23 protein-coding genes and 1 pseudogene are annotated in these 19806 nt (G+C 63.4%); 9 read left to right on the forward strand and 15 right to left on the reverse strand.

Annotated elements, in window-relative coordinates:
- A pseudogene (locus tag K359_RS59510) lies at nt 1-308 on the reverse strand (transposase); the annotation flags it as partial.
- Nucleotides 309-491: 183 nt separating this feature from the next.
- On the opposite strand from K359_RS59510, the gene K359_RS0138935 reads away from it, so the two are divergent.
- From K359_RS0138935 to K359_RS0138945, 3 genes are read left to right on the forward strand one after another with little or no spacing between them, the layout of a single operon-like run.
- Nucleotides 492-1784, forward strand: coding sequence for a hypothetical protein (locus K359_RS0138935; protein ID WP_029084076.1), 1293 nt, complete (start codon nt 492-494; stop codon nt 1782-1784).
- A 7-nt stretch (nt 1785-1791) separates the two neighbouring features.
- Nucleotides 1792-2580 (forward strand): metallophosphoesterase family protein, encoded by a 789-nt coding sequence (locus K359_RS0138940; protein WP_029084077.1) that lies wholly within the window; start codon nt 1792-1794, stop codon nt 2578-2580.
- Between the two features lie 4 nt (nt 2581-2584).
- On the forward strand, nt 2585-3169 hold the full coding sequence (locus K359_RS0138945; RefSeq protein WP_029084078.1) for a hypothetical protein: 585 nt from the start codon (nt 2585-2587) through the stop codon (nt 3167-3169).
- A gap of 42 nt (nt 3170-3211) precedes the next feature.
- On the opposite strand, the gene K359_RS0138950 is transcribed toward K359_RS0138945, so the two are convergent.
- Nucleotides 3212-4654 carry an undecaprenyl-phosphate glucose phosphotransferase gene (locus tag K359_RS0138950; RefSeq protein WP_029084079.1) on the reverse strand — a complete coding sequence of 481 codons (1443 nt, stop codon included), beginning with the start codon at nt 4652-4654 and terminating at the stop codon, nt 3212-3214.
- Nucleotides 4655-4812: 158 nt separating this feature from the next.
- Between K359_RS0138950 and K359_RS0138955 the strand changes: the two genes are divergently transcribed.
- Nucleotides 4813-5055 carry a hypothetical protein gene (locus tag K359_RS0138955; RefSeq protein ID WP_245284852.1) on the forward strand — a complete coding sequence of 81 codons (243 nt, stop codon included), beginning with the start codon at nt 4813-4815 and terminating at the stop codon, nt 5053-5055.
- A gap of 14 nt (nt 5056-5069) precedes the next feature.
- Here K359_RS0138955 and K359_RS0138960 read toward each other — a convergent pair whose 3' ends face one another.
- Nucleotides 5070-5444 carry a helix-turn-helix domain-containing protein gene (locus tag K359_RS0138960; RefSeq protein WP_029084081.1) on the reverse strand — a complete coding sequence of 125 codons (375 nt, stop codon included), beginning with the start codon at nt 5442-5444 and terminating at the stop codon, nt 5070-5072.
- A gap of 668 nt (nt 5445-6112) precedes the next feature.
- On the opposite strand from K359_RS0138960, the gene K359_RS0138965 reads away from it, so the two are divergent.
- On the forward strand, nt 6113-6301 hold the full coding sequence (locus tag K359_RS0138965; protein WP_029084082.1) for a hypothetical protein: 189 nt from the start codon (nt 6113-6115) through the stop codon (nt 6299-6301).
- A gap of 193 nt (nt 6302-6494) precedes the next feature.
- Here K359_RS0138965 and K359_RS0138970 read toward each other — a convergent pair whose 3' ends face one another.
- Complete coding sequence (locus tag K359_RS0138970) at nt 6495-6704, reverse strand: hypothetical protein (protein WP_029084083.1); 210 nt, start codon at nt 6702-6704, stop codon at nt 6495-6497.
- Between the two features lie 109 nt (nt 6705-6813).
- On the opposite strand from K359_RS0138970, the gene K359_RS0138975 reads away from it, so the two are divergent.
- Entirely contained in the window at nt 6814-7131 is a 318-nt protein-coding gene (locus tag K359_RS0138975; RefSeq protein ID WP_029084084.1) for a hypothetical protein, read from the forward strand.
- Between the two features lie 413 nt (nt 7132-7544).
- Here the strand turns inward: K359_RS0138975 and K359_RS0138980 are convergent, their stop codons facing one another.
- The 7 genes from K359_RS0138980 to K359_RS63625 form a co-directional block, all read right to left on the reverse strand.
- Complete coding sequence (locus K359_RS0138980; RefSeq protein ID WP_051346652.1) at nt 7545-7802, reverse strand: hypothetical protein; 258 nt, start codon at nt 7800-7802, stop codon at nt 7545-7547.
- A gap of 60 nt (nt 7803-7862) precedes the next feature.
- Nucleotides 7863-8891 carry an NAD-dependent epimerase gene (locus K359_RS0138985; RefSeq protein ID WP_371261240.1) on the reverse strand — a complete coding sequence of 343 codons (1029 nt, stop codon included), beginning with the start codon at nt 8889-8891 and terminating at the stop codon, nt 7863-7865.
- A gap of 110 nt (nt 8892-9001) precedes the next feature.
- Entirely contained in the window at nt 9002-9418 is a 417-nt protein-coding gene (locus K359_RS0138990) for a hypothetical protein (RefSeq protein WP_029084087.1), read from the reverse strand.
- A gap of 55 nt (nt 9419-9473) precedes the next feature.
- Nucleotides 9474-9740: a hypothetical protein gene (locus tag K359_RS0138995; protein ID WP_029084088.1), complete on the reverse strand. Its 267-nt coding sequence runs from the start codon at nt 9738-9740 to the stop codon at nt 9474-9476.
- 230 nt (nt 9741-9970) lie between these two features.
- Nucleotides 9971-10288, reverse strand: a complete 318-nt coding sequence (locus tag K359_RS0139005) for a hypothetical protein (RefSeq protein WP_198031241.1) — start codon at nt 10286-10288, stop codon at nt 9971-9973.
- Between the two features lie 91 nt (nt 10289-10379).
- Entirely contained in the window at nt 10380-10538 is a 159-nt protein-coding gene (locus K359_RS63620) for a hypothetical protein (RefSeq protein ID WP_165128757.1), read from the reverse strand.
- A 351-nt stretch (nt 10539-10889) separates the two neighbouring features.
- A complete protein-coding gene (locus K359_RS63625) occupies nt 10890-11042 on the reverse strand; it encodes a hypothetical protein (protein WP_165128755.1) in 153 nt (50 codons plus the stop codon).
- Between the two features lie 258 nt (nt 11043-11300).
- Here K359_RS63625 and K359_RS0139020 point away from each other — a divergent pair, with 258 nt between their 5' ends.
- Nucleotides 11301-12278 carry a Ku protein gene (locus K359_RS0139020; protein WP_029084090.1) on the forward strand — a complete coding sequence of 326 codons (978 nt, stop codon included), beginning with the start codon at nt 11301-11303 and terminating at the stop codon, nt 12276-12278.
- A gap of 210 nt (nt 12279-12488) precedes the next feature.
- Here the strand turns inward: K359_RS0139020 and K359_RS0139025 are convergent, their stop codons facing one another.
- Nucleotides 12489-12653: a Flp family type IVb pilin gene (locus K359_RS0139025; RefSeq protein WP_029084091.1), complete on the reverse strand. Its 165-nt coding sequence runs from the start codon at nt 12651-12653 to the stop codon at nt 12489-12491.
- A 244-nt stretch (nt 12654-12897) separates the two neighbouring features.
- Here K359_RS0139025 and K359_RS0139030 point away from each other — a divergent pair, with 244 nt between their 5' ends.
- Together K359_RS0139030 and K359_RS0139035 are read left to right on the forward strand one after the other, a co-directional pair.
- Nucleotides 12898-14610 carry a thiamine pyrophosphate-requiring protein gene (locus K359_RS0139030; protein ID WP_256375198.1) on the forward strand — a complete coding sequence of 571 codons (1713 nt, stop codon included), beginning with the start codon at nt 12898-12900 and terminating at the stop codon, nt 14608-14610.
- Nucleotides 14611-14845: 235 nt separating this feature from the next.
- Nucleotides 14846-16060, forward strand: a complete 1215-nt coding sequence (locus K359_RS0139035) for an NAD(P)/FAD-dependent oxidoreductase (RefSeq protein WP_029084093.1) — start codon at nt 14846-14848, stop codon at nt 16058-16060.
- 52 nt (nt 16061-16112) lie between these two features.
- Here K359_RS0139035 and K359_RS0139040 read toward each other — a convergent pair whose 3' ends face one another.
- From K359_RS0139040 to K359_RS0139050, 3 genes are read right to left on the reverse strand one after another with little or no spacing between them, the layout of a single operon-like run.
- The gene (locus tag K359_RS0139040) at nt 16113-17357 is read right to left on the reverse strand and encodes an ABC transporter substrate-binding protein (RefSeq protein ID WP_029084094.1); all 1245 of its coding nucleotides are present in this window, start codon (nt 17355-17357) and stop codon (nt 16113-16115) included.
- Between the two features lie 41 nt (nt 17358-17398).
- A complete protein-coding gene (locus K359_RS0139045) occupies nt 17399-18880 on the reverse strand; it encodes an ATP-binding cassette domain-containing protein (RefSeq protein WP_029084095.1) in 1482 nt (493 codons plus the stop codon).
- Entirely contained in the window at nt 18880-19806 is a 927-nt protein-coding gene (locus K359_RS0139050) for a branched-chain amino acid ABC transporter permease (protein ID WP_029084096.1), read from the reverse strand. The genes K359_RS0139045 and K359_RS0139050 overlap by 1 nt, the downstream gene beginning before the upstream one ends.

The raw sequence follows: 19806 nt of genomic DNA on the forward strand, positions 1-19806 counted from the left end.
CGAATGATCGGCGTCGTAGGCCGTATCAGCCATAACGACCTCGGCAGGCAATCCCTCGATCAGTTCGGCAGCTTGCGGCGCGTCGCCCTTCTGGCCTGCGGTCAGCGTGAACCGCACCGGGCATCCCAGGCCTCGGACGGCCAGATGTATCTTGGTGCTCAGGCCGCCGCGCGAGCGGCCGAGCGCTTGATCTTCAGACCCCCTTTTTTCGCTCCGGCGGCGTGCTGATGCGCCCGGACGATGGTGGAGTCGACGATCAGATATTCGAAGTCCGGATCGTCCGACATCGCCTCGAAAATCCGTGCCCAAACGTTCGGCGACTGGAACAGCGTGTTCCGGCGCTTTAGCCGGTGGATTTAATCAGAACCGAAAATGCTCTAACGCGGCATAACGGTGCCTCAGTTGGCGCGCCCGATTTCCGTTGACCTCGCGACAAGCCCGGGGCATCCCGCTGCCTTGCGTTGTCATCTTCCGCAGGATCTGCCCCTCTCGTGTGGAACGTCACGGCTTTCATCTGCATCTTGATCGGGGCGTCGATTCCCCTGGGTCTGCTCGACGCCTCGCTCGCCACCGGTCTCGTCGGCGCCGCAACGTCGCTTGGCCTGCTGGCAGGCCTGACCGCGATCCGTCCGGGTGAACTGTCCTTCCTGAAACAAATTGTCGGCCCTGCGGTTGCGGCGGCGCTGGTTCCGGCGGTCTGGATCATCCTGCAGATGCTTCCGCTATCGTTCTGGGCGCATCCGGTGTGGAAGTTCGCCGGCGAAACACTAGGCGTGCCGTTCAGCGGCAGCATCACGGTCGATACCGGCGCAAGCCTTGGCGCGCTGCTGCTCTGGCTGTCGCTGCTGTCGGTGATGATCGCCGCCGCCGCGATCGCGATCGATGCCCGCCGCGCCGATATGATGAGCCGCAGCATTGCGGCGACGGCCGTGGTCGCCGCACTGATCGTGCTGCTGCACAGCGATCCGCTCCAGGCCTGGCTTGGCGCTGCCGGAGCTGCGCGCGATGAGACAGCAAACGGATTTCTGATGCTCGTTCTCGTGGGCGCTCCGCTCGGCCTCGCGCGCGCGCTCGACATCGGCGGTCACGCTGATGGCCGCAGCGCGGCCCAGCTCGCGCAGCTGCGCGCGCTGTTCGCCGCGAGCGCGCTGTTCTGCGCCGCCAGCGCCTGCTGGTACGGGCATCGCGGCGCCGCGATCGCACTCGCTGCGGGCATCGGGCTCGTCCTGATGACCTTCGCCGCGCGAAAGCTTCATCTGCATCGCTGGAGCAGCGCCGGCGCGGCCACGGCGGTCGCGCTGATCGCGCTGGCGACGGCGGTCGCCAACCGTCATCCCGACCTGGCCTTTGCCGTCGCCTTCGCGGATGCCCCGGCCGACCTCGTGCAGTCGACCCACACTCTGCTCGCCGACCTGCCCGCGCTCGGCAGCGGCGCCGGTACCACCGCAACGCTGGCGTCGACCTATATGGACTGGCAAGGCGCAGCCACGCGCCCCGTGGTGGCGACCAGCGCGGCCGCCTTGATCGCCCAGTTCGGTTCCGCCATGTTCTGGACTTTACTCGCGGTTACGGTCACGTGCATCGCTGCCTTCACGGCCGGTGCGCGCAATCGCGGCCGCGACTGGTCCTATCCCGCATCCGCTGCAGCCGTCCTGCTGACGCTGCTGCTCGGCGCCTTCACCTTGCCGGAATTACCGGCGCTGCCCGGAGTGATCGTGTTGGGAGCCGTGATCGGAACAGGACTGGCACAGCGGATCAGCCGTTCACGGTTGCAGGCGGGCTAGACCAAAGATGCGCAGCCTCTTCCGGCGCCTTGTCGGCCAGCCCGGCGACCTCGAACATGAGGGCGACGAGACCTGCATCTACGCCATCGGCGACATCCACGGACACGCCGAGCTGCTGCACGATATCTGCGCGCGCATCGATGCCGATATCCGCAAGTTCCGGCCGGCACGGCCGATCCAGGTGTTCCTCGGCGACTACATCGATCGCGGACCGGATTCGCGCGATGTGATCGCGATGCTCGATCAACGCCGCCGAACCCACAGCGTGGTCTGCCTGCTCGGCAATCACGAGGCCTGCCTGCTGGAGTTTCTCGTCAATCCCGACATGCTCGCGCAATGGCGGCAGTTCGGCGGTCTGCAAACACTGATGTCCTACGGCCTGTCGCCCTCGCCCAATCCCGACGCCGCCGAACGCAGGGCGCTGGCGCAACAATTGATCCGTCAGATGCCGCCGGCGCATCTCGCCTTCCTGCGCGCGCTGCCGATCACCTTTTCCTACGGCCGTTACTTCTTCGTGCATGCCGGCGTCCGGCCCGGCATCGCGCTCAAGCAACAGCGCAAGGAGGACCTGCTGTGGATCCGCGACGATTTCCTGGTGTCGGAAGATGATTTCGGCAAGGTCGTCGTCCACGGCCATACGCCGGTGCGCGAGGCCGAGTTGCTGCGCAACCGCATCAATGTCGACACCGGCGCCTACGCCACCGGCCGCCTGACCTGCGTCAAGCTGGAGGGACCGCGGCGAACCCTGCTGATGACCGGCAACCGCGCAGCGCGCCATGGCTATAACGATGGCTAACACAATGGCTGACGCGGTCCGCCGGCACGCGCGACGCCTGTCGCCGGCTTTCCTGCCGGCCGCAGTGGCAATCGGTGCCGCGACGCTGGCGCTGTCGGCCTGGTGGCTCGTCGCCGATGCGTTGCGCGGCAAGCCTGGGCTCGCTGCCGAGGTCGGTATGGTCAGAAGCGAGCTGTGGCTCGCCGACGGCTGGAGCGAATTGCCGGCATCGCCAGAGGCGGCCGAAGCCGCCTTTACGCGCGCGCTTCGGCTCTCGCCGATGGACGCCGGCGCCTGGTTCGGCCTCGCCTCGGCGACCGGCCGGTTCGACTGGCTGAATCCGACCGCGTCGCGGGCGCTGAAGATGTCCTACTATACCGGCTTCAACCGCAGCGATCTGATTGCGCCACGCCTGATCCTGCTGGCGCAAGTCGACACGACGCGCGATGTCGAGCTGGTCGATCTGTTGCGGCGGCAGATCCGCCTGATCCTCACCCGCGCGCCGGAGCTCAAGGGCGCGATCGGCCAGGCCTATCGCGTGGCTGATGACGCCAACCGGCGCATCATCGAGCAGGAATTCAGGGACGCCAATCAAAGCATTCCGCAGTAGCGCGAGCAGCCGGCAGACGCCCAACCTTCGAACACCCAACTTTCAAACGCCCTTGTGCCGCAGCACTGCGCCGATCGTGCGCAACAGGATGCGCAGGTCCAGCATGAAGCTCCAGCTCTTGATGTAGACGAGGTCGTGGGCGACGCGCAGCTGCATGTCCTCGATCGCGGGCGTCGCGCCGCGCAAGCCCTGCACCTGCGCGAGACCGGTGATGCCCGGCTTGACGTGTTGGCGTTGCGCATAGCTCGCGATCAGCTTGGAATATTTGTCGTCATGCGCCAGTGCGTGCGGCCGCGGCCCGACCAGCGACATGTCGCCGCGCAGCACGTTCACCAGCTGCGGCAGCTCGTCGATGCTGCGGCGGCGCAGCGTCGCGCCGATCCCGGTCAGCCGCGGATCGTTCGGACGGGCCTGCGTGATGACATCGCCGTCCTCGAGCACATGCATGGAGCGGAATTTGAGGATGCGGAATTGCTTGCCGTCAAACCCGTTGCGGCGCTGCCGGAACAGCACCGGCCCGCGGGAGTCGAGCTTGATCGCAATCGCCGTCCCGATCAGCAGCGGCGCGAACAGCAGCAGCAGGCCGCTGGACGCCACGATGTCGAACAGCCGCTTGCCGGCGCGCTCGAACGAGGTGAGCGGCGAGCGCTGCATTTCCAGCGTCGGGATCGGGCCAGACGCCACCATCCGCAGCGCCAGGAACCGTTCAGCCGTCCGGTCGGGCAACAGCCGCACCGGCAGCGGCGACGCCCGCAGCAGGTCGCACACGAACTGGATGCGCGGCTCCTGCTGCCATGGCATCGCCAGGACGATCTCGTCGGCGCCGCACTCCCGCGCGGCGCGAATGGCTGACGCGACCGCCGCCCGGTCGCCGTCGTCGTCCGACGTGCCGGAAAGCTGCGCCCGTCGCACCTCGCTGAGACCGAAATCGCGCAGCAGGCTCGATTGCCGCACCCGGGACAATTCGTCCGCCATCCCGACCACGACGGCGCGGCGCGTCGCCAGCATGCCGCGGTCGATCGCGCGTTGCAGCGGCGCCTGCAGCAGCATCCGTCCGGTCACCAGCCCGAGGCCGCCGATCAGCCCGAACGACATCACCGAGCCGCGCGAGACGCCGGAACCCACCTTCAGGAGGAAGATGATCAGGGTCATCAGCAGGACGACCAGCAGCCACCCGCCGAGCAGGCTGCTCCAGCGCCGGTCGAGGCCGGCCAGCACCTGCGCATTGTAGAGGCCCTGCGACTTGGCGACGAACATGTGAAGGATCGCGGCGAGGACGCCGATCCCTAGAAAACCCTCGAAGCTGTTGCTATAAACCGTGTGGTAGTAAAACAGATGATAGGCCGCGCCGCCGATGATGCTGGACAGCACGACGATGATCATCTCGAAGGTGACGGCGAACGCCTCGAGAGAGGCGAAAGCGAATGAAAAGGCGCCGAAGCTAACCGGTGCCTTCGCTAATCGAGCGTCCGAAAGGTCGGTCATCGGGAATTAACATTCGTGTTAACAATTCATATCTCTCTTATCAGGCAGGTGATAAGCTCGCAAGACCTGCCGCACATATCGGGCAGAGAACGACGATGAGTTCGTCAGCTGGCGAAACCGAGGCCGCGCTGGTGGCCCTCCTCCATTTGATCCGCTTGATGGGCGCCGAGCTGGTCGCAGGCCAGCATCGCGACGATGTCGAGGTGCTGGTCAAGGCGATCGAAACAAAGCTGAGAGCGGCCCGATTCCCGGCAGAAATGCCGAATCAGGACATTGTCGGAGGTCTGGACCTGGCGCAGGCCAGACTACGTCCGATCTTCGAGGAGCTGCGCGCACGATCAGAGAAAGCGCATCTGAGCGACCAGCTGCTGCTGGCGCCCAGGCCCTCACGGATCCATTAACGGATCAGCTTACGTTAGCTCTGGACTTCACCACGGCGGGGCAAACCGCTGCCGCCGCTGGACCTGAGCGCAAGCTTCTCCTCAATCTTCATTTTCTCGAGGAGCAGGTCGGTTACGATCCGACGCAGCCGTTCATTTTCCAGCCGCAATTCGTCAATACGGTTGCGGACGGGGGGGCTCCCATCTCGATCATCGGTACGAGCGACGAGCTCAGTAACAGTACCATTCCCATGGTGACCGCGCGCGGCTTCCTGCTTGCGCCAGCGGTGAAACGTCATCACGCTCACGCCCAGCACCTTGCACGCTTGGGCCTGTGATTGCCCCCGCGCCATGAGTTCCTCGGCCTGTTTGACCTTGGAAGTGATCTCCTCAGTAGAATGACGCCTCATTGGTCATCTCGTTGCCCCCTAGATTAGCAATAATCGCATGGCCTATAAGCTATGTAAATGCAACAGGAAATTCAAATTGAGGATATCCCGGGGGGCCTTCGGGAGCCTCGAACTTGCCGTCGGCAGCGACGCATTGTGCGAAGAAACGCCGAAGCTGCAAGGTATTTACCCGGAATATGTACGCAATATTCCCCCGCAAATGGTATCAGGGAGAAAAAGTTATACGACTTTCTACGTATGAGAATTTGATCTGGATAACTGGCGCACCGTTTGCATTCCCAAGTGAGAAGCAAATGAGAAATACCCAATCGGTCCCTCGACAGATTGTGAGTGCACCATGCCCCTCTGTGATATCCGCGCAGCCAGTCAAGCAAGACTTTCACAAAATCCTAACAAATTAATCTCTCGACCTTCGCGTCCGGCGGCTTGCGGGCGCGCATGCGCAGCGGTACGTACGAAGACATTGGGTGTCATGAGGGTTTCAACATATTTGAGGATTATTTTCACGAAACCTAACGTTGATCGCTCGACCCACAAATTAACGATTAAGCGCTTTCCCACCCTTGGCGATCAGGCGGAACCACGACCGCCTGAGAGTCTGCGAACTATTCTGTGCTGACGCTTGTCAGAGCCCGTCTCTGATCAACATTTTTGCGAGGATCGACACTATGGCGCGTCTCAAGGTCTTCGAGGGGAACCAGTCCGCTTCCAGCGATGCGACCGACGCCCTGGAACGGCTCGTCGCGGAGAATTTCGAACTCCGACATACCGCCGTCGAGCTGGTCTTGCAGACTTGGATCCTGCGCGAGCGTCTGTCCGATGTCGGGGCGCACAAGTCCGTGCCGCAAGAGCACTGATCGCTCCAGCTGCCCTCCCTCATACGCGGACTTGCCGGGAAAAGCCGTCAGGGGCCCCGGCCGCATTGCGGAGAGGGCCGAATACTCTTCAACTCTGGATTGAATCACCCGCAACCACATGCGAGCCGGCGGCCTTCGCTAGCGCCGGCGCAGACTAGACACAACTGCTCAGGGAGGAATTCGCGGACGAATGTCAGCGATGAACCCGGCGCAGCGCGACGCGCGGGCGGGTCTGCTCACAGGATGCACCGAACGAACGAGACGCAACCGGGCCTTCGTGCAGCTCACGCAACTCAGCGATATCCAGCATCAGCGCAACGACCTCGTCGCGCAGCGATCGATTGGTCGCGAGCAACGCCTCTTCGATCGGCCGATGCAAATGTTGAATCTTGTGCTGCTTCATGGCGCGCCCTCGCTCTGCGGTTACGGGTATGAGCGATGTGATTGAAGTTTGAATGACAGAGCTGATCACGCACATGGAAGGAAATTAATGGGGCAGGTTTGCGACCAACATGGCTCTGACAGAAATTTTCCCATTCGGGTTCCACAACCAGATCGCGAAACATTTAATCGATGACCGTATTGTGTCGTCGCGATGGGAAGTCAGCGGCAGCTATGAGATGCGCGCCGAAACGGCGCAGGTCGCGCCGAGCGTTGAACGCGACCAAGCGCATGAAATCATTCGGCGATCGTTGATTGAAGCGATCGCTATTGAAACCGGAGGCGCGCGTTCGAGCGATCAAAATGCCGCCGCGTCAAAGGCTCGCGCGTTGAAGAGGAGTTCCGACGCCGAACCAGATATTCCACCAAAGGCAGCGCGCACACACTAAATCTGCTGCTGCCGATCGATCGGACTCGCTCTGCGCATAACAGGTTGAACCGAGCAGCATGGATGTGGGCAGCGAACGCCGCCATCTGCACGGATCGCAGAATGTTTCGATCCATTACGGATAGTGAGACATCCTCTGATTTGATCCGTTCCGATCGGCTCTGACGATGCAGCGGAAGCTTTCAACGCGCGACGTCCGGCCACGCACAATATTCGCCTCGAACCGGAGCCGAACGCGACAATGCTATTCCAATTCGAGAGATGGCATCGATGCGCTTTCGGCCTGGACGGATGGGCCGAACGCCTTCGCGCTTCGTCCCCGCATTGGCGCATGGCGCAATCATCGCGACGAGCGGCAATTCGTGCGCCAACTGCCATAAGCATCGCTAATTCGCAACGCGTCGCGATCGCACGCTATTTCGATTTGGCAGCGGCGGCGTCGTCCATCTTGCCGCCATTGGCGACGCACTTGTTGAAGTAGTCGCGCTGGACCTTCGCATTGCCGTTCGCGCTGCTGGATGCCGGATTGCCCGGCTGCCGGGGCGGAAATGCCTTCGCCACCAGCGCATCGCAGGCGCGTGCCACCTTGACGTCGATCGCGCGCGCCGGAACGATTGCGCTGGAGACGATGGTCACGGCCGAAACGACGGCAAAACCGATGATAACTCTCATTGTGAAACTCCGTTCCACGCCGAACCAGCTTTTCTGGCGCCCGGATTCGCAAGCAGCGCACTACGTCCGATCGACGTTGTGATAGGCCCGATACCAATCGACAAATCTGGCGATGCCGTCCTCGATCCGCGTCTGCGGCCGAAAGCCGATTTCGCGCTCGAGATCGGAGACATCGGCTGCCGTCTCCAGAACATCCCCAGGTTGCATCGGCAGCAACTGCTTTTCGGCCTGCCGGCCGAAGCCCTGCTCCAGCAGCCCCACCACATGCATCAGTTCTTCTGGCCTGGAGTTGCCGATATTGTAGACCCGCCAGGGCGCCCTGCTCGAGCCCGGATCGGGATGCGCGCCCGACCAGTTGGCATCGCCCTCGGGCGCGCGGCCGATCAGGCGCACCATCGCCTCGACCACGTCATCGACATAGGTGAAGTCGCGCCGCATCTGGCCGTTGTTGAACAATTGGATCGGCTTCCCCTTGGTGATCGCGTCCGCGAAGGCATAGAGCGCCATGTCCGGCCGATACCACGTCCCGTACACGGTGAAGAAGCGCAGCCCGGTCGTCGGGACGCGATAGAGGTGGCTATAGGAATGGGCGAGCAGTTCGTTGGCCTTCTTGGTCGCGGCGTACAGGCTGACCGGATGATCGACATTGTCGTGGATCGAAAACGGCAGCTTGGTATTGGCGCCGTAGACCGACGATGAGGAGGCAAACAGCAGGTGCCGGCACGCGGTATGCCGGCAGCCCTCCAGCACGTTGATAAACCCCTCCAGATTGGAATCCGCGTAGGCATGGGGGTTTTGCAGCGAGTAGCGCACGCCGGCCTGGGCGGCGAGATGTACCACGACCTCGAAGCGATAGCGCTCGAACAGCGCCTTCATCCCGGCGCGGTCGGCGAGGTCGAGTTGCTGGAAGGTGAAGCCACGGTGCTGCTTGAGCAGGTCGAGCCGCGCGCGCTTCAGCGCCGGGTCATAGTAATCGTTCAGATTGTCGATGCCGATGACCGGCTGCCCCGCCCGCAGCAGGTGCTCTGCCAGATGGAAGCCGATAAAGCCGGCGCAGCCCGTGACGAGTAGATTGCCTGCGATCACCACGTCCTGCCTGTGCCTTTCGCCTTGCGCCGAAGCCGGCCGGATACCGCCCTCAAACGCGGCCGCAGCGACTGGCTGTGCGTTCCGGGCCGCAAGGCGCCTCGGTTGACGCGTCAGTTGCTGGCGGCCGGAGCCTTGTAGTCCGGAAAGCGGCTCAGGACTGCGGCCTTCACGAACTTGAAGTGCGCAATCTCGGTCGCCAATTCCTTCAGCCGGCGCTGGCCGTTCAAGATCTCGGCGTCAAACAGGTCTTGATGATGGTTGTCAAGCGCCTCGCGTTCCAGATATTCGTCGGTGCCGTTGCCAAGCGTCACCGCGGCGCGGGCCAGCACATCATCGACACGGCGGCCAAGGCCGGATTGCTCGCTTTCGGCGGCCTGCAGCGCGGCGTCGATGGCGGCGATGATCGATCCGATCCGGGCGCGATCGGTCTCGGCATCCCGCTCGGCCGAGCGTGCCTTGAAGCCTTCCTCGCCACGCCGCGACCGGGACAGGTCATGCGCGCGAGCCCGCAGAAACAGCTGAAACATCTGTCAGTATCCGGTTCGGGCCCATTCAGGCGGCATAGATCAAAATCGCCCGGTCTTAGTTAAAAAAGGGTGAATTGACCTGCTGCCCGGCCCTCAGGTCGGCCTTCCACTTGATCCAGGCCTTGTCGTGCTTGTCATAGAGCTCGAGCCACCGTCCCTCGACGGCCGATGCACCCTGCTCGCCCCGGTCCGGCAGTTGCGGGAGGGAAGTGTCCAGCCCCTCGAATTCCGACGTCTCTTCGAGCGTAAGACCGACCAGCACGCGCCGGCCACTGACATCGACGACATACCGCCTCGGCGAATGACCCCTGAGATCACTCATGCTGTGCAAGTTCCCTCACGATGCGCAGGGCCAACGGCACGCGAACCGAGCCCGGCTGCCGCAACGAAGACAGGATGACCGATTGCATGTCGCCCGCCAACCCCAACTCACCACAACGTCGCGCTACCTCGATCGAACTAGCCCGTTTCGCTTGTTTGAGCATGATCCCCGCGCAAACGCTTCGCGTTTGTCGCGAGGGAAAACCGCTCCGCACTTTTCCGGATCATGCTTTAGAACGCGCGACGCATGTGGCCGAACGCGGTGACCGGCTGTTTCGGTCTCGACGATCTGGCGGCTGACGGCGCCACATACGGCGCATAGATCCGATACCGCGCGCGGCGCCTGTGCGATCGCCACGAACGCGCGGCGAAACCGGCGAAAAAGCCTGCGACGAACACCGCCGCGAGAATAACAACAGAAGAAAGCATCACGATCGTCCACATCAGCCCCGATGTTATTAACATTCCGAGTTGTGACGACATCATGATTGGGCGCGCCGAAAAATTGTTCAGCGGCCGAAATTTTTGTGCAACCGAACGGCGCGACAATAATCAGGCGCCGACGTCAGGTGTTCTCGCGCGGCAGGTGTTGGCGAGAGAGAAGTGTTCTCGAGAGAGAAGCGTTCTCGACAGCGACGTCTCAGGAAAACCACCAGAGCATGAATTTCAGGAACATCGAGCTGAGAAGATAGATCCATCCCGCCATCGCCAGAACCGTCAATCCGACGAACGCGCCTGAAACGCTTTTCTCCTTGAAGCGCGCCAGCAGCGAGGTTTTTTCTTCCTGTTGATAGAACATCTCAAGCTCGAGGCAGATCTGATTCAAATCAGCTAGCAGTCAATTTCGATGATCTCGTGACGCGGCGCGAGGCAGCTATTCGCCCCGCGCATCACTGATCGTCATCGCAGAATTTTGTGAGGCCGAGAGGCGCGAGCCGTCGCTCAAGAAAAAATGTTTGGCTCAAGAAAATTCTACTCGACATGATCCGCAGTTGGACTGCGGCAACCGTGATCGATTGCGCGCCTCCGCGCAGCTATCTTTTGCGCTCAGGCGATTTTCAGAGGACCAGGCGCGCGTGTTGCGGGTAGAGCGTTGCGCCGCGCCTCGTTTAACAATGAGGCCTCGCATGCGCCGTAACCGATAAGGGCTTCAGACGCGGAAGAAGGCGAACCAGACGATGCCGAGGATCAGGACCGCGAGCCCTGTCGAGGCCGTGAGAAGCGCGAGAACCGAAGGTCCGGGCTCGGCCTGGCGCACCGCGGTCGGGGTTTCAACGATCTGACCGTGCCGTTCCGTTGCCATGGCGACGTCTGTGCTTAAGTGCTTGTAATTCCGGCGGTTGCCGCTCCCCTTCGAAAAGCCAACGCCAGATCGGGGGCGATGTTCCGGGCCTTCTGTGCGCGGCCGGCCGGCGATACCGCCGCGGACCGCGTCAAACCGGCGCAGGCTCGAGGCCACGGTTAACGCCGTTGCGAGATTCACCGGCCCGTGTTGTTTCAAACTGGGGTTCCCGGTGTTATCCTTGACCGTTCCGTCGGTTGCGTTATCGGAGTTTTGCCTATGGCCCCCCGCGCCAACTGGAAGGGCTTTTTGCGCCTTTCGCTCGTGACCTGCCCGGTTGCCCTGTACCCGGCGACCTCGGATACCGAAAAGGTCTCCTTCAACCAGATCAACCGCAAGACCGGCCACCGGATCAAATACGCCAAGGTCGACGCGGAGACCGGCGAGGAAGTGGCCACCGACGACATCATGAAGGGCTACAAGGTCGACACCGACACCTATATCGAGGTCACCAAGGAAGAGCTCGACGATATCGCGCTGGATTCGACCCGCACCATCGAGATCGACGAATTCGTGCCGCGCACAGAGATCGACAGCCGCTATCTGATCCGCCCCTACTACCTCGTTCCCGACGGCAAGGTCGGCCACGACGCCTTTGCGGTGATCCGCGAGACCATCCGCAGCCTGAACAAGGTCGCGATCGGCCGCGTGGTGCTGACCAATCGCGAGCACATCATCGCGCTCGAGCCGCTCGACAACGGGCTGATGGGAACGCTGCTGCGCTACCCCTATGAGGTGCGCAGCGAGAAGGAGTATTTCGACGACATCCAGGATGTGAAGATCACCAAGGACATGCTCGATCTCGCCAAGCATATCGTCGAGCAGAAGTCCGCCGAGTTCGATCCGGAGGATTTCGAGGACCGGTACGAGCAGGCGCTGATCGACCTGATCAACCAGAAGCGCAACGGCATCAAGATCACCAAGCCCGCGGCGAAGACCAGCGGCAACGTCATCAACCTGATGGACGCGCTGAAGAAGAGCCTCGCCAACGAGAAGCAGGCAGCTCCCGCCAAGGCTGAGGCGAAGGCGGCGAAGGGCAAGAAGCCGAAGAAGCGCATCGAGGGCCAGCGCGAGATGCTGCTGCCGATCTCGGGCAGCGGCAAGCGCGAGCCCAAGGAGGCGGTCAAGCCCGAGCCGAAGAAGGCCGAGAAGCCGGCGCGCGCGCAAGGCACCACGGCGCGCAAGAAGGCGGGCTGAGCGGGCGTCACCCGGCGATAGCAACAGGCCGCCGGCTACATCATGAGATTATTGGAAGACGCCCGGCGGGAGGCACGCTGGCAGATCGCTCGAGCATCCGATCAACACGGCGCAATAACGGGCTGGCTGATGTTTGCGCACATCGCGATGTTGCGCGCGTTGAACGGGGACGATTGAATCCGGAAGAATGCGAAGCGTTTCCGACCCCGCTTACTTGAAGGCCGAACTGACGGCGTTGAATTGACCGCTCACGCTGGTGCCGATGCCCCTGACGCCGGCGACGATCACGATGCTGATGCCGCCCGCGATGATGGCGTATTCAATCGCCGTCGCGCCGACCTCATCACCCAGAAATCTTGCAAGCAACGCGCGCATGAAAAGCTCCTGTCCGACGCTCGCGGCTTTTTCGCCCGCGCCGTAGCAATATGCCAGCAAAACTAGGTCACATTGGTTGACGGCCCGTTGAGGGACAGGATGAACGGTCGCTTAAAGGTTGCACAGAAACTGGATGCTAGTTCTGCCTGCGGCTTCCCGCCAGCCGGCAAGGCGCCAAGCCGCGATTGGGCGTAAACGCCTATCAGGACTACCTGATCCGGCCTCGGCCGCGCTTTACCGGTCGATGGAATCCTGTTCCTTTATCGGACAGGACGACAACGAGGCCGGACCAAACCGGCCGCATCCAAAGGGAGTGACCGTCATGAAGCTCGGCACCGCGATCGCGGAAATCATGAAGCGCGAGGGGATCGAGATCCTCACGGGCTACCCGGTCAACCACCTGATCGAATACGCCGCCAGTGCCGACATCCGCCCGGTGATGGTGCGCCAGGAGCGCATCGGCGTGCACATGGCGGACGCCATCTCCCGCGTCACCTCGGGTGAGAAGATCGGCGCCTTCTGCATGCAGCACGGCCCGGGCGCCGAGAACGCGATGGGCGGCGTCGCGCAGTGCCATGGCGAATCCGTGCCGGTGCTGGTGCTGCCGATGGGTTATGCGCGCAGGCTTGCCAACATCGATCCGAACTTCAATTCCAGCCAGGCGATGAAGGCGTTCTCGAAGTCGTCCGAGCCGATCAACATCGCCTCGGAGGTCTGCAACATCTTCCGCCGCGCCTTCACCAAATTGAAGAACGGCCGCGGCGGGCCCGTGATCGTCGAAATCCCCGCCGACATGTGGAACGAGGAGGTGCCGGAGCCCTTGAACTACACGCCGGTGCTGCGTACCCGCTACGGCGCCGACCCCGTCCATGTGAAGGAGGCGGCCGCCCTGCTCGTCAACGCCAAGCGTCCGGTGATCTATGCCGGCCAGGGCGTGCACTACGCAAAGGCCTGGCCGCAGCTGAAGCGCCTCGCCGAGCGGCTCGCGATCCCGGTCACCACAAGCCTCGGCGGCAAGTCGTCCTTCCCGGAGACCCATCCGCTCTCGCTCGGCTCCGGCGGCCTGGCGGTGCCGCGCGCGGTGCCGAAATTCCTGGCCGAAGCTGACGTGATCTTCGGCATCGGCTGCTCATTCACCGAGACGTCGTTCGGCATCGCGATGCCGAAGGGCAAGACCATCATCCATTCGACGCTCGATCCGAACCACATCAACAAGGATGTCGAGGCCAGGATTGGCCTGGTCGGCGATGCCGGCCTCGTGCTCGACGCGCTGCTGGAGCAGATCGGCAAGACCGTGCCCGCGGATCGCAGCGCGAGCGCCGTCGCCGAGGAGATCGCCGCGTCCCACAAGGAGTGGCTCGCCAAATGGATGCCGAAGCTGACGCACAACGACGCGCCGCTCAATCCCTACCGCGTGCTGTGGGACCTGCAGCACACCGTCGACATCCACAACACCATCATCACCCACGACGCCGGCAGCCCGCGCGACCAGCTCTCGCCGTTCTGGAAGTCGGTCGAGCCGCTGTCGTATATCGGCTGGGGCAAGACCACGCAGCTCGGCTACGGCCTCGGCCTCGCGATGGGCGCCAAACTGGCAAAACCGGACAAGCTCTGCATCAATGTCTGGGGCGATGCCGCGATTGGCTTTACTGGGATGGACTTCGAGACCGCGGTGCGCGAGCGGATTCCGATCATGTCGATCCTGCTCAACAATTTCTCGATGGCGATCGAACTGAAGGTGATGCCGATCTCGACCGAGAAATACCGCTCGACCGATATCTCCGGCGATTACGCCGCGATGGCCCGCGCCTTCGGCGGCTACGGCGAGCGGGTGACCAGGCCCGAGGACATCATCGCCGCGATCAAGCGCGGCATCCAGAAAACCAAAGAAGGCGTGCCGGTGCTGCTGGAGTTCATCACCAGCAAGGAAACCGAGGTGTCGCGGCCGGGGACGTGAGCAGCATCAGAATGTGACCCACCTTCATGGCCGGGCATAGCCGTCCGAAGGACGGCGTCGCTTCCGCTCGCCTATGTCCCGGCCATCCACGTCTTTCTTGACTGACTGAAGCAAAGACGTGGATGCCCGGCACGAGGCCGGGCATGACGAGTTTCAAATGTCCAATTTCACAGCCCACTTGATTTGACCTCGCATGCGCGGGCAAGCTCCCTCCGACAGAAGATCGGAGGGAGAGATGGCGCGCATCCTGGTGCTGGGAGCCGGCTTTGCCGGGCTGTGGGCTGCGCTTGGTGCTGCCCGCAAGCGCGACGAGATCGGCGCGCGGGCGGCGGACACCGAGATTCTCGTCGTCGATCGCAACGCCTATCACAACATCCGGGTGCGCAATTACGAGGTCGATCTCGGCGATGTCGCGCTGCCGCTCAAGGAATTGCTCGATCCGGTCGGCGTCAAGCACATCGTGGCCGATGTCGCGGCGATCGATCCGGCGAAGCGTGAGGTCACGGTCAGAACGAGCGCAGGCACCGAGCACCTCGGCTATGACCGGCTGGTGCTGACGACCGGCAGCGAGCTGGTGCGCCCCGCGATATCAGGCCTTGCCGCCCATGGCTTCGACGTCGACACCTATGAAGCCGCCATCAAGCTCGACGCGCATCTTTCGGCACTCGGCAAGCAGCCGCCGTCGCAGGCCCGCGCGACGGTCGTGGTGGTCGGTGCCGGCTTCACCGGGATCGAGGTCGCGGCCGAGATGCCGGCCAAGCTCGCGCACGCCGGCATCACGGGCGACCGCCGCATCATTCTCGTCGATCCCAATCCCGTGGTCGGCGCAACCTTCGGCGCGCATGGCCGTCCCGTCATCAACGAGGCGCTGTCCGCGCTCGGCGTCGAGACGCGGCTGAATGTCAGGGTCAACGCCGTCGATGCCACGAGCATCACACTAAGCTCGGGCGAGATCATTCCGACGGAGACCGTAGTGTGGTGCGGCGGCATGCGCGCCAGCCACCTCGCCGCAACGCTGCCGGTCAAGCGCGACGGGCTCGGCCGCCTTACGGTGGATGATTATATGCGCGCCGAGGGCCTTGCTGATGTCTTCGCCGCCGGCGATGTCGCCGCCTGCCTGATCGACGGCGAGCATCCGACCGTGATGTCCTGCCAGTTCGCGCGGCCGATGGGCCGCTTCGCCGGCCACAATGTGGTGGCGGATCTGTTCGGTGAAAAGCTGCTGCCGCTCAATATCGACTGGTATGTGACGGTTCTCGATCTCGGCGCCTGGGGCGCGCTCTACACGACCGGCTGGGACCGCGAGGTGCACACCACCGGCGCCGCCGCAAAGCTCACCAAGCAGACCATCAACCAGCAGCGCATCTATCCGCCGCGCAACGGCGATCGCGCCGCACTGCTCGCCGCGGCGGCGCCGACCACCCAGGCGGCACCGCCGACGCGCAAGTAAGAAGGGCGGCCACCGTGTGACCGCCCCTCTCTAGACGTGACGGCTCGCTCCCTTACTGCGACAGCTTCACAAAATTCGGAAACTTCAGCTGGCCCTCAGCGATCGCCTTCGGCCAGACCGTGATCTGCTTGCCGCTTTGCCACTGGAACACGAGGCCGGTGACCGCGCCGGGACCGGACTTGATGCCGTGGGTGAACTCGTCGTTCTTGCCGTAGAACTGGATCTTGCCGATGGTGCCGTCGAAGTCGGTCTTCTCGAGCTCGGTGACCATCTTGTCCGGATCGGTCGAGCCGGCGCGCTGGATCGCCTCCGCGATGATATAGACCTCGTCATAGGCGGTGTAGCCGGTATAGGCCGGCGGCGTGCCGAACTTGGCCTTGAAGGCGGCCGCGAACGGCTTTGTCTTCGGCGTCACCGCGACGTCGGGCGTCGCCACCGCGAGCGATGGCACACCTTCCGCCGCGCCGTTGGTATCGCCCCAGAACGACGGGCTCAGCGCCTGCGCGCTGATGCCGAACATCGGGATCGGCACCTGCTGGTTCTTCCACTGCACGGTCGGCTGCACGCCGACATGGGAGATGCCGGTGACGATCACGTCGGGTTTTGCGCTCTCCATCTTGTTGAAGATCGGCGTGAAGTCGGTGGTGTCGGGCGAGAAGCGGATGTGCTCGACCACCTTCAGCCCGGCCTTCGGCAGGCAGGCCTCGTAGCCGACGTCGAGCGGCTTGGTCCAGGCCGCGTCCTCGCTCATGATCGCAACGGTCTTCATCTTGAGCTGGTCGACCAGCAGCTCCTTGGCAGCGTCGCAGACCAGCTGCGCCTGCGCCGCCGAGGTCAGATAGCCGTGGAACGTGTACTTGTTCTTCTCATAGTCGTTATGAACAGCCTTGGTGATCTCGTTCGAGGCGGCGCCCGGCGTGATCAGCGGCATCTTCAGCCGCGAGGCCCACGGCTCCAGCGCGAGCACGACCTCGCTGATGTAGCTTGCGATCACGGCGGAAACCTTGTCCTCGCTCACCGCGCGCTGGAAGGCGCGCACCGAGTCCGCCGACGAGCTCTTGTTGTCGTAGGTCACGATCTCGATCTTGCGGCCCATCACGCCGCCCTTGGCGTTGATCTCGTCGGCCGCGATCTGCGCGCCGCCCGGCGTCGCCGCACCCGCGATCGACTGCACCTCGGCGATGACGCCGATCTTGATCGGGTCGTTGGATTGCGCATAGGCCGGCGCCGCGAGGCATAGCGCGAGCGCGGAGGCCAAAAAGCTCACGCGGGTGGCGGTCGAATATCCTGGCATCATGATCTCCCTTGCTTTGCTTTCTTGTTGTTGATGGTCGAACGTCAGAGAAAGTCTTTGCCGGCCTCCGCCGCGAACCGGCCGGGGTCGCCCTCCCACACGATCCGCGCGTGCTCCAGCACATAGACGCGGTCGGCATGCGGAAGCGCAAACGTCACGTTCTGCTCGCCAAGCAGCACCGTGATCCTGGTGGTCTGGCGCAGCTTCTCCAGCGCCTTCGACAGCAGTTCGAGGATGACCGGCGCAAGTCCAAGCGTCGGCTCGTCCAGGATCAGGATCTGCGGTTGCATCATCAGCGCGCGGCCGATCGCCAGCATCTGCTGCTCGCCGCCGGACAGCGTCTGCGCCATCTGGCCCTGACGTTCTTTCAGGATCGGGAACAGCTCGAACAGCCAGGCAAGTTGCTTGGCCCGCGCCGCGTCGTCGAGATGCTGGCCGCCGAGATCGAGGTTTTCCCGCACCGTCATTTCGCCGAACAGTTCGCGCGATTCCGGGCACTGCACGAGGCCCGAGCGGGCAATCTTCGCCGGCCCCGTGCCGTGCAATTTCTCGCCGCCGCGCAGGATCTCGCCGGTATAGGGCAGGAAGCCCGAGATGGTGTTGAACAGCGTGGTCTTGCCGGCGCCGTTGAGGCCAACGATGGAGACGAACTCGCCCTCATGGACGTGGATCGAGACGTTCTCCAGCGCCTGCGCCTTGCCGTAATGCACGCTGACATTCTGGACCTGCAGCAGCGGCACCTTGTCCTTGAACGAGGTCTCGGGCCGCGCATGGGTTTCGATCGCGCCGCCGAGATAGACCCGACGCACGGTCTCGTTCTTCATCACCTCGTCGGCGCGGCCGGTCGTGATCTCCTCGCCGAGATACATCGCGAGCACGCGGTCGACCAGCGCTGCGACGCTCTTGACGTTGTGGTCGACCAGCATCACCGCGCGGCCCTCATCGCGGAAGCTGCGGATCAATTGCGAGAACGTTCCGACCTCGGTGCTGGTGAGGCCCGCGAAGGGCTCGTCGACCAGCACGACTTTTGGATCGCGCGCGATCGCTTTGGCGAGTTCCAGCCGACGCAGATCCGCGAATGGCAGCGTCGGTGGACGACGGTTCATCACCGCGCCAAGGCCAACGCGCTCGGCGATCCACTTGGCGCGCTCGGTCAGCGCCTTGTCGGGAAACAGCATGAACAGGCTGTCGGGCAGCAGCGCGACCATGATGTTTTCGAGCACAGTCTGCCGGTTCAGCGGCCGCGAGTGCTGGAACACCATGCCAAAGCCCTTGCGCGCGATCTTGTGCGCAGGCAGCCCGGCGACGTTCTCGCCCTCGAACAGCACCTCGCCCGCGGTCGGGCGCTCGATGCCCATCACGCTCTTCATCGCGGTCGACTTGCCGGAGCCGTTCGGCCCGATCAGGCCGAGGATCTCGCCGGGGCGCAGCTCGAAGCTTAGATTCTTCACCGCGGTGAGGCCGCCGAACCGCTTGGTCAGGCCGCGCACCGCGAGCGTCGGGGTGGTGATCACAGTCTGGTCCATCAGGAGCGCGCCTCGCGTGACAGGGCCGCTCCGAGGAAACCGCCGGGGAAGAACAGGACGACGAGCAGCGCCACCGCCGAGACGATGAAGGTCGCAAGCTCGCCGGTCGGGCGCAGGAATTCGCCGGCGACGATCAGGAAGATCGCACCGAGCGCAGCACCCAGCACGGTGCGCCGGCCGCCGAGCACGGCAGACACGATGACGTTCACGCCGACCGCGACGTCGACCACGGTGCCGACCGAGGCGGTGCCGAAGTAGAACACCAGCAGCGCCCCCGACAGGCCCGAGAAGAAGGCGCTGACGATGAACGCCGCGAGCTTGTGCTTGACGATGTTGAAGCCGAGCGCGCCGGCCTGCACCGGGTCCTGCCCGCTCGCCTGCAGCACCAGGCCGACAGGCGATTGCGACAGCCCGTAGAGGATAGCCGCGCTGATGGTCATGAAACCGAGCGCGATCCAGTAATTGGCGCCGGCATTGATGGTGATGACATCGGGAATGGTGAGCCCGATCTCGCCGCCGGTCAGGTCAGCGAACACCACGATGAAATTCTGCAGCATCAAGACAGCAACCAGTGTGGTCAGGCCGAAATACGGCCCCCTCACCCGCAGCGCCGGCAGCGCCAGCACGAAGCCCGCGACGACCGACGCCAGCGCGCCGAGCAGGATGCAGAGATAGACCGACCAGCCGAACTGGTTGTTGAGGATGCCCGCGGTGTAGGCGCCGGTGCCGATCAGGAAGGTCGGGCCGAAATTGACCTCGCCGGCGAAGCCGAACAAGAGGTCCCAGGCCATCGCGAACACGCCGAAATAGAACGCAACGGTGAGGAGGCCAAGGATGTAGCCCGAGACGTAGAACGGCAGCGTTGCGGCAAGCACCACGCAGACCAGAGAAATGAAGAACAGGCGCGACGTGAAGAAATTGGCCAT

Origin of the sequence: Bradyrhizobium sp. th-b2 (assembly GCF_000426785.1) — a bacterium.
GTDB classification, from domain to species: domain Bacteria; phylum Pseudomonadota; class Alphaproteobacteria; order Rhizobiales; family Xanthobacteraceae; genus Bradyrhizobium; species Bradyrhizobium septentrionale.

Coding starts and splice junctions, on each gene's coding strand:
- K359_RS0138955 (WP_245284852.1), top strand. CDS start 4,813: ATGGGCGCCGAGCTGGTCGCAGGCCAGCATCGCGACGATGTCGAGGTG.
- K359_RS0139020 (WP_029084090.1), top strand. CDS start 11,301: ATGGCCCCCCGCGCCAACTGGAAGGGCTTTTTGCGCCTTTCGCTCGTG.
- K359_RS0138975 (WP_029084084.1), top strand. CDS start 6,814: ATGGCTCTGACAGAAATTTTCCCATTCGGGTTCCACAACCAGATCGCG.
- K359_RS0138970 (WP_029084083.1), bottom strand. CDS start 6,704: ATGAAGCAGCACAAGATTCAACATTTGCATCGGCCGATCGAAGAGGCG.
- K359_RS0138940 (WP_029084077.1), top strand. CDS start 1,792: ATGCGCAGCCTCTTCCGGCGCCTTGTCGGCCAGCCCGGCGACCTCGAA.
- K359_RS0139040 (WP_029084094.1), bottom strand. CDS start 17,357: ATGATGCCAGGATATTCGACCGCCACCCGCGTGAGCTTTTTGGCCTCC.
- K359_RS0139025 (WP_029084091.1), bottom strand. CDS start 12,653: ATGCGCGCGTTGCTTGCAAGATTTCTGGGTGATGAGGTCGGCGCGACG.
- K359_RS0138950 (WP_029084079.1), bottom strand. CDS start 4,654: ATGACCGACCTTTCGGACGCTCGATTAGCGAAGGCACCGGTTAGCTTC.
- K359_RS0139045 (WP_029084095.1), bottom strand. CDS start 18,880: ATGGACCAGACTGTGATCACCACCCCGACGCTCGCGGTGCGCGGCCTG.
- K359_RS0138995 (WP_029084088.1), bottom strand. CDS start 9,740: ATGAGTGATCTCAGGGGTCATTCGCCGAGGCGGTATGTCGTCGATGTC.
- K359_RS0138945 (WP_029084078.1), top strand. CDS start 2,585: ATGGCTGACGCGGTCCGCCGGCACGCGCGACGCCTGTCGCCGGCTTTC.
- K359_RS0139030 (WP_256375198.1), top strand. CDS start 12,898: ATGGAATCCTGTTCCTTTATCGGACAGGACGACAACGAGGCCGGACCA.
- K359_RS0138965 (WP_029084082.1), top strand. CDS start 6,113: ATGGCGCGTCTCAAGGTCTTCGAGGGGAACCAGTCCGCTTCCAGCGAT.
- K359_RS63620 (WP_165128757.1), bottom strand. CDS start 10,538: ATGTTCTATCAACAGGAAGAAAAAACCTCGCTGCTGGCGCGCTTCAAG.
- K359_RS63625 (WP_165128755.1), bottom strand. CDS start 11,042: ATGGCAACGGAACGGCACGGTCAGATCGTTGAAACCCCGACCGCGGTG.
- K359_RS0139035 (WP_029084093.1), top strand. CDS start 14,846: ATGGCGCGCATCCTGGTGCTGGGAGCCGGCTTTGCCGGGCTGTGGGCT.
- K359_RS0138990 (WP_029084087.1), bottom strand. CDS start 9,418: ATGTTTCAGCTGTTTCTGCGGGCTCGCGCGCATGACCTGTCCCGGTCG.
- K359_RS0138960 (WP_029084081.1), bottom strand. CDS start 5,444: ATGAGGCGTCATTCTACTGAGGAGATCACTTCCAAGGTCAAACAGGCC.
- K359_RS0139050 (WP_029084096.1), bottom strand. CDS start 19,806: ATGGCCAATTTCTTCACGTCGCGCCTGTTCTTCATTTCTCTGGTCTGC.
- K359_RS0138980 (WP_051346652.1), bottom strand. CDS start 7,802: ATGAGAGTTATCATCGGTTTTGCCGTCGTTTCGGCCGTGACCATCGTC.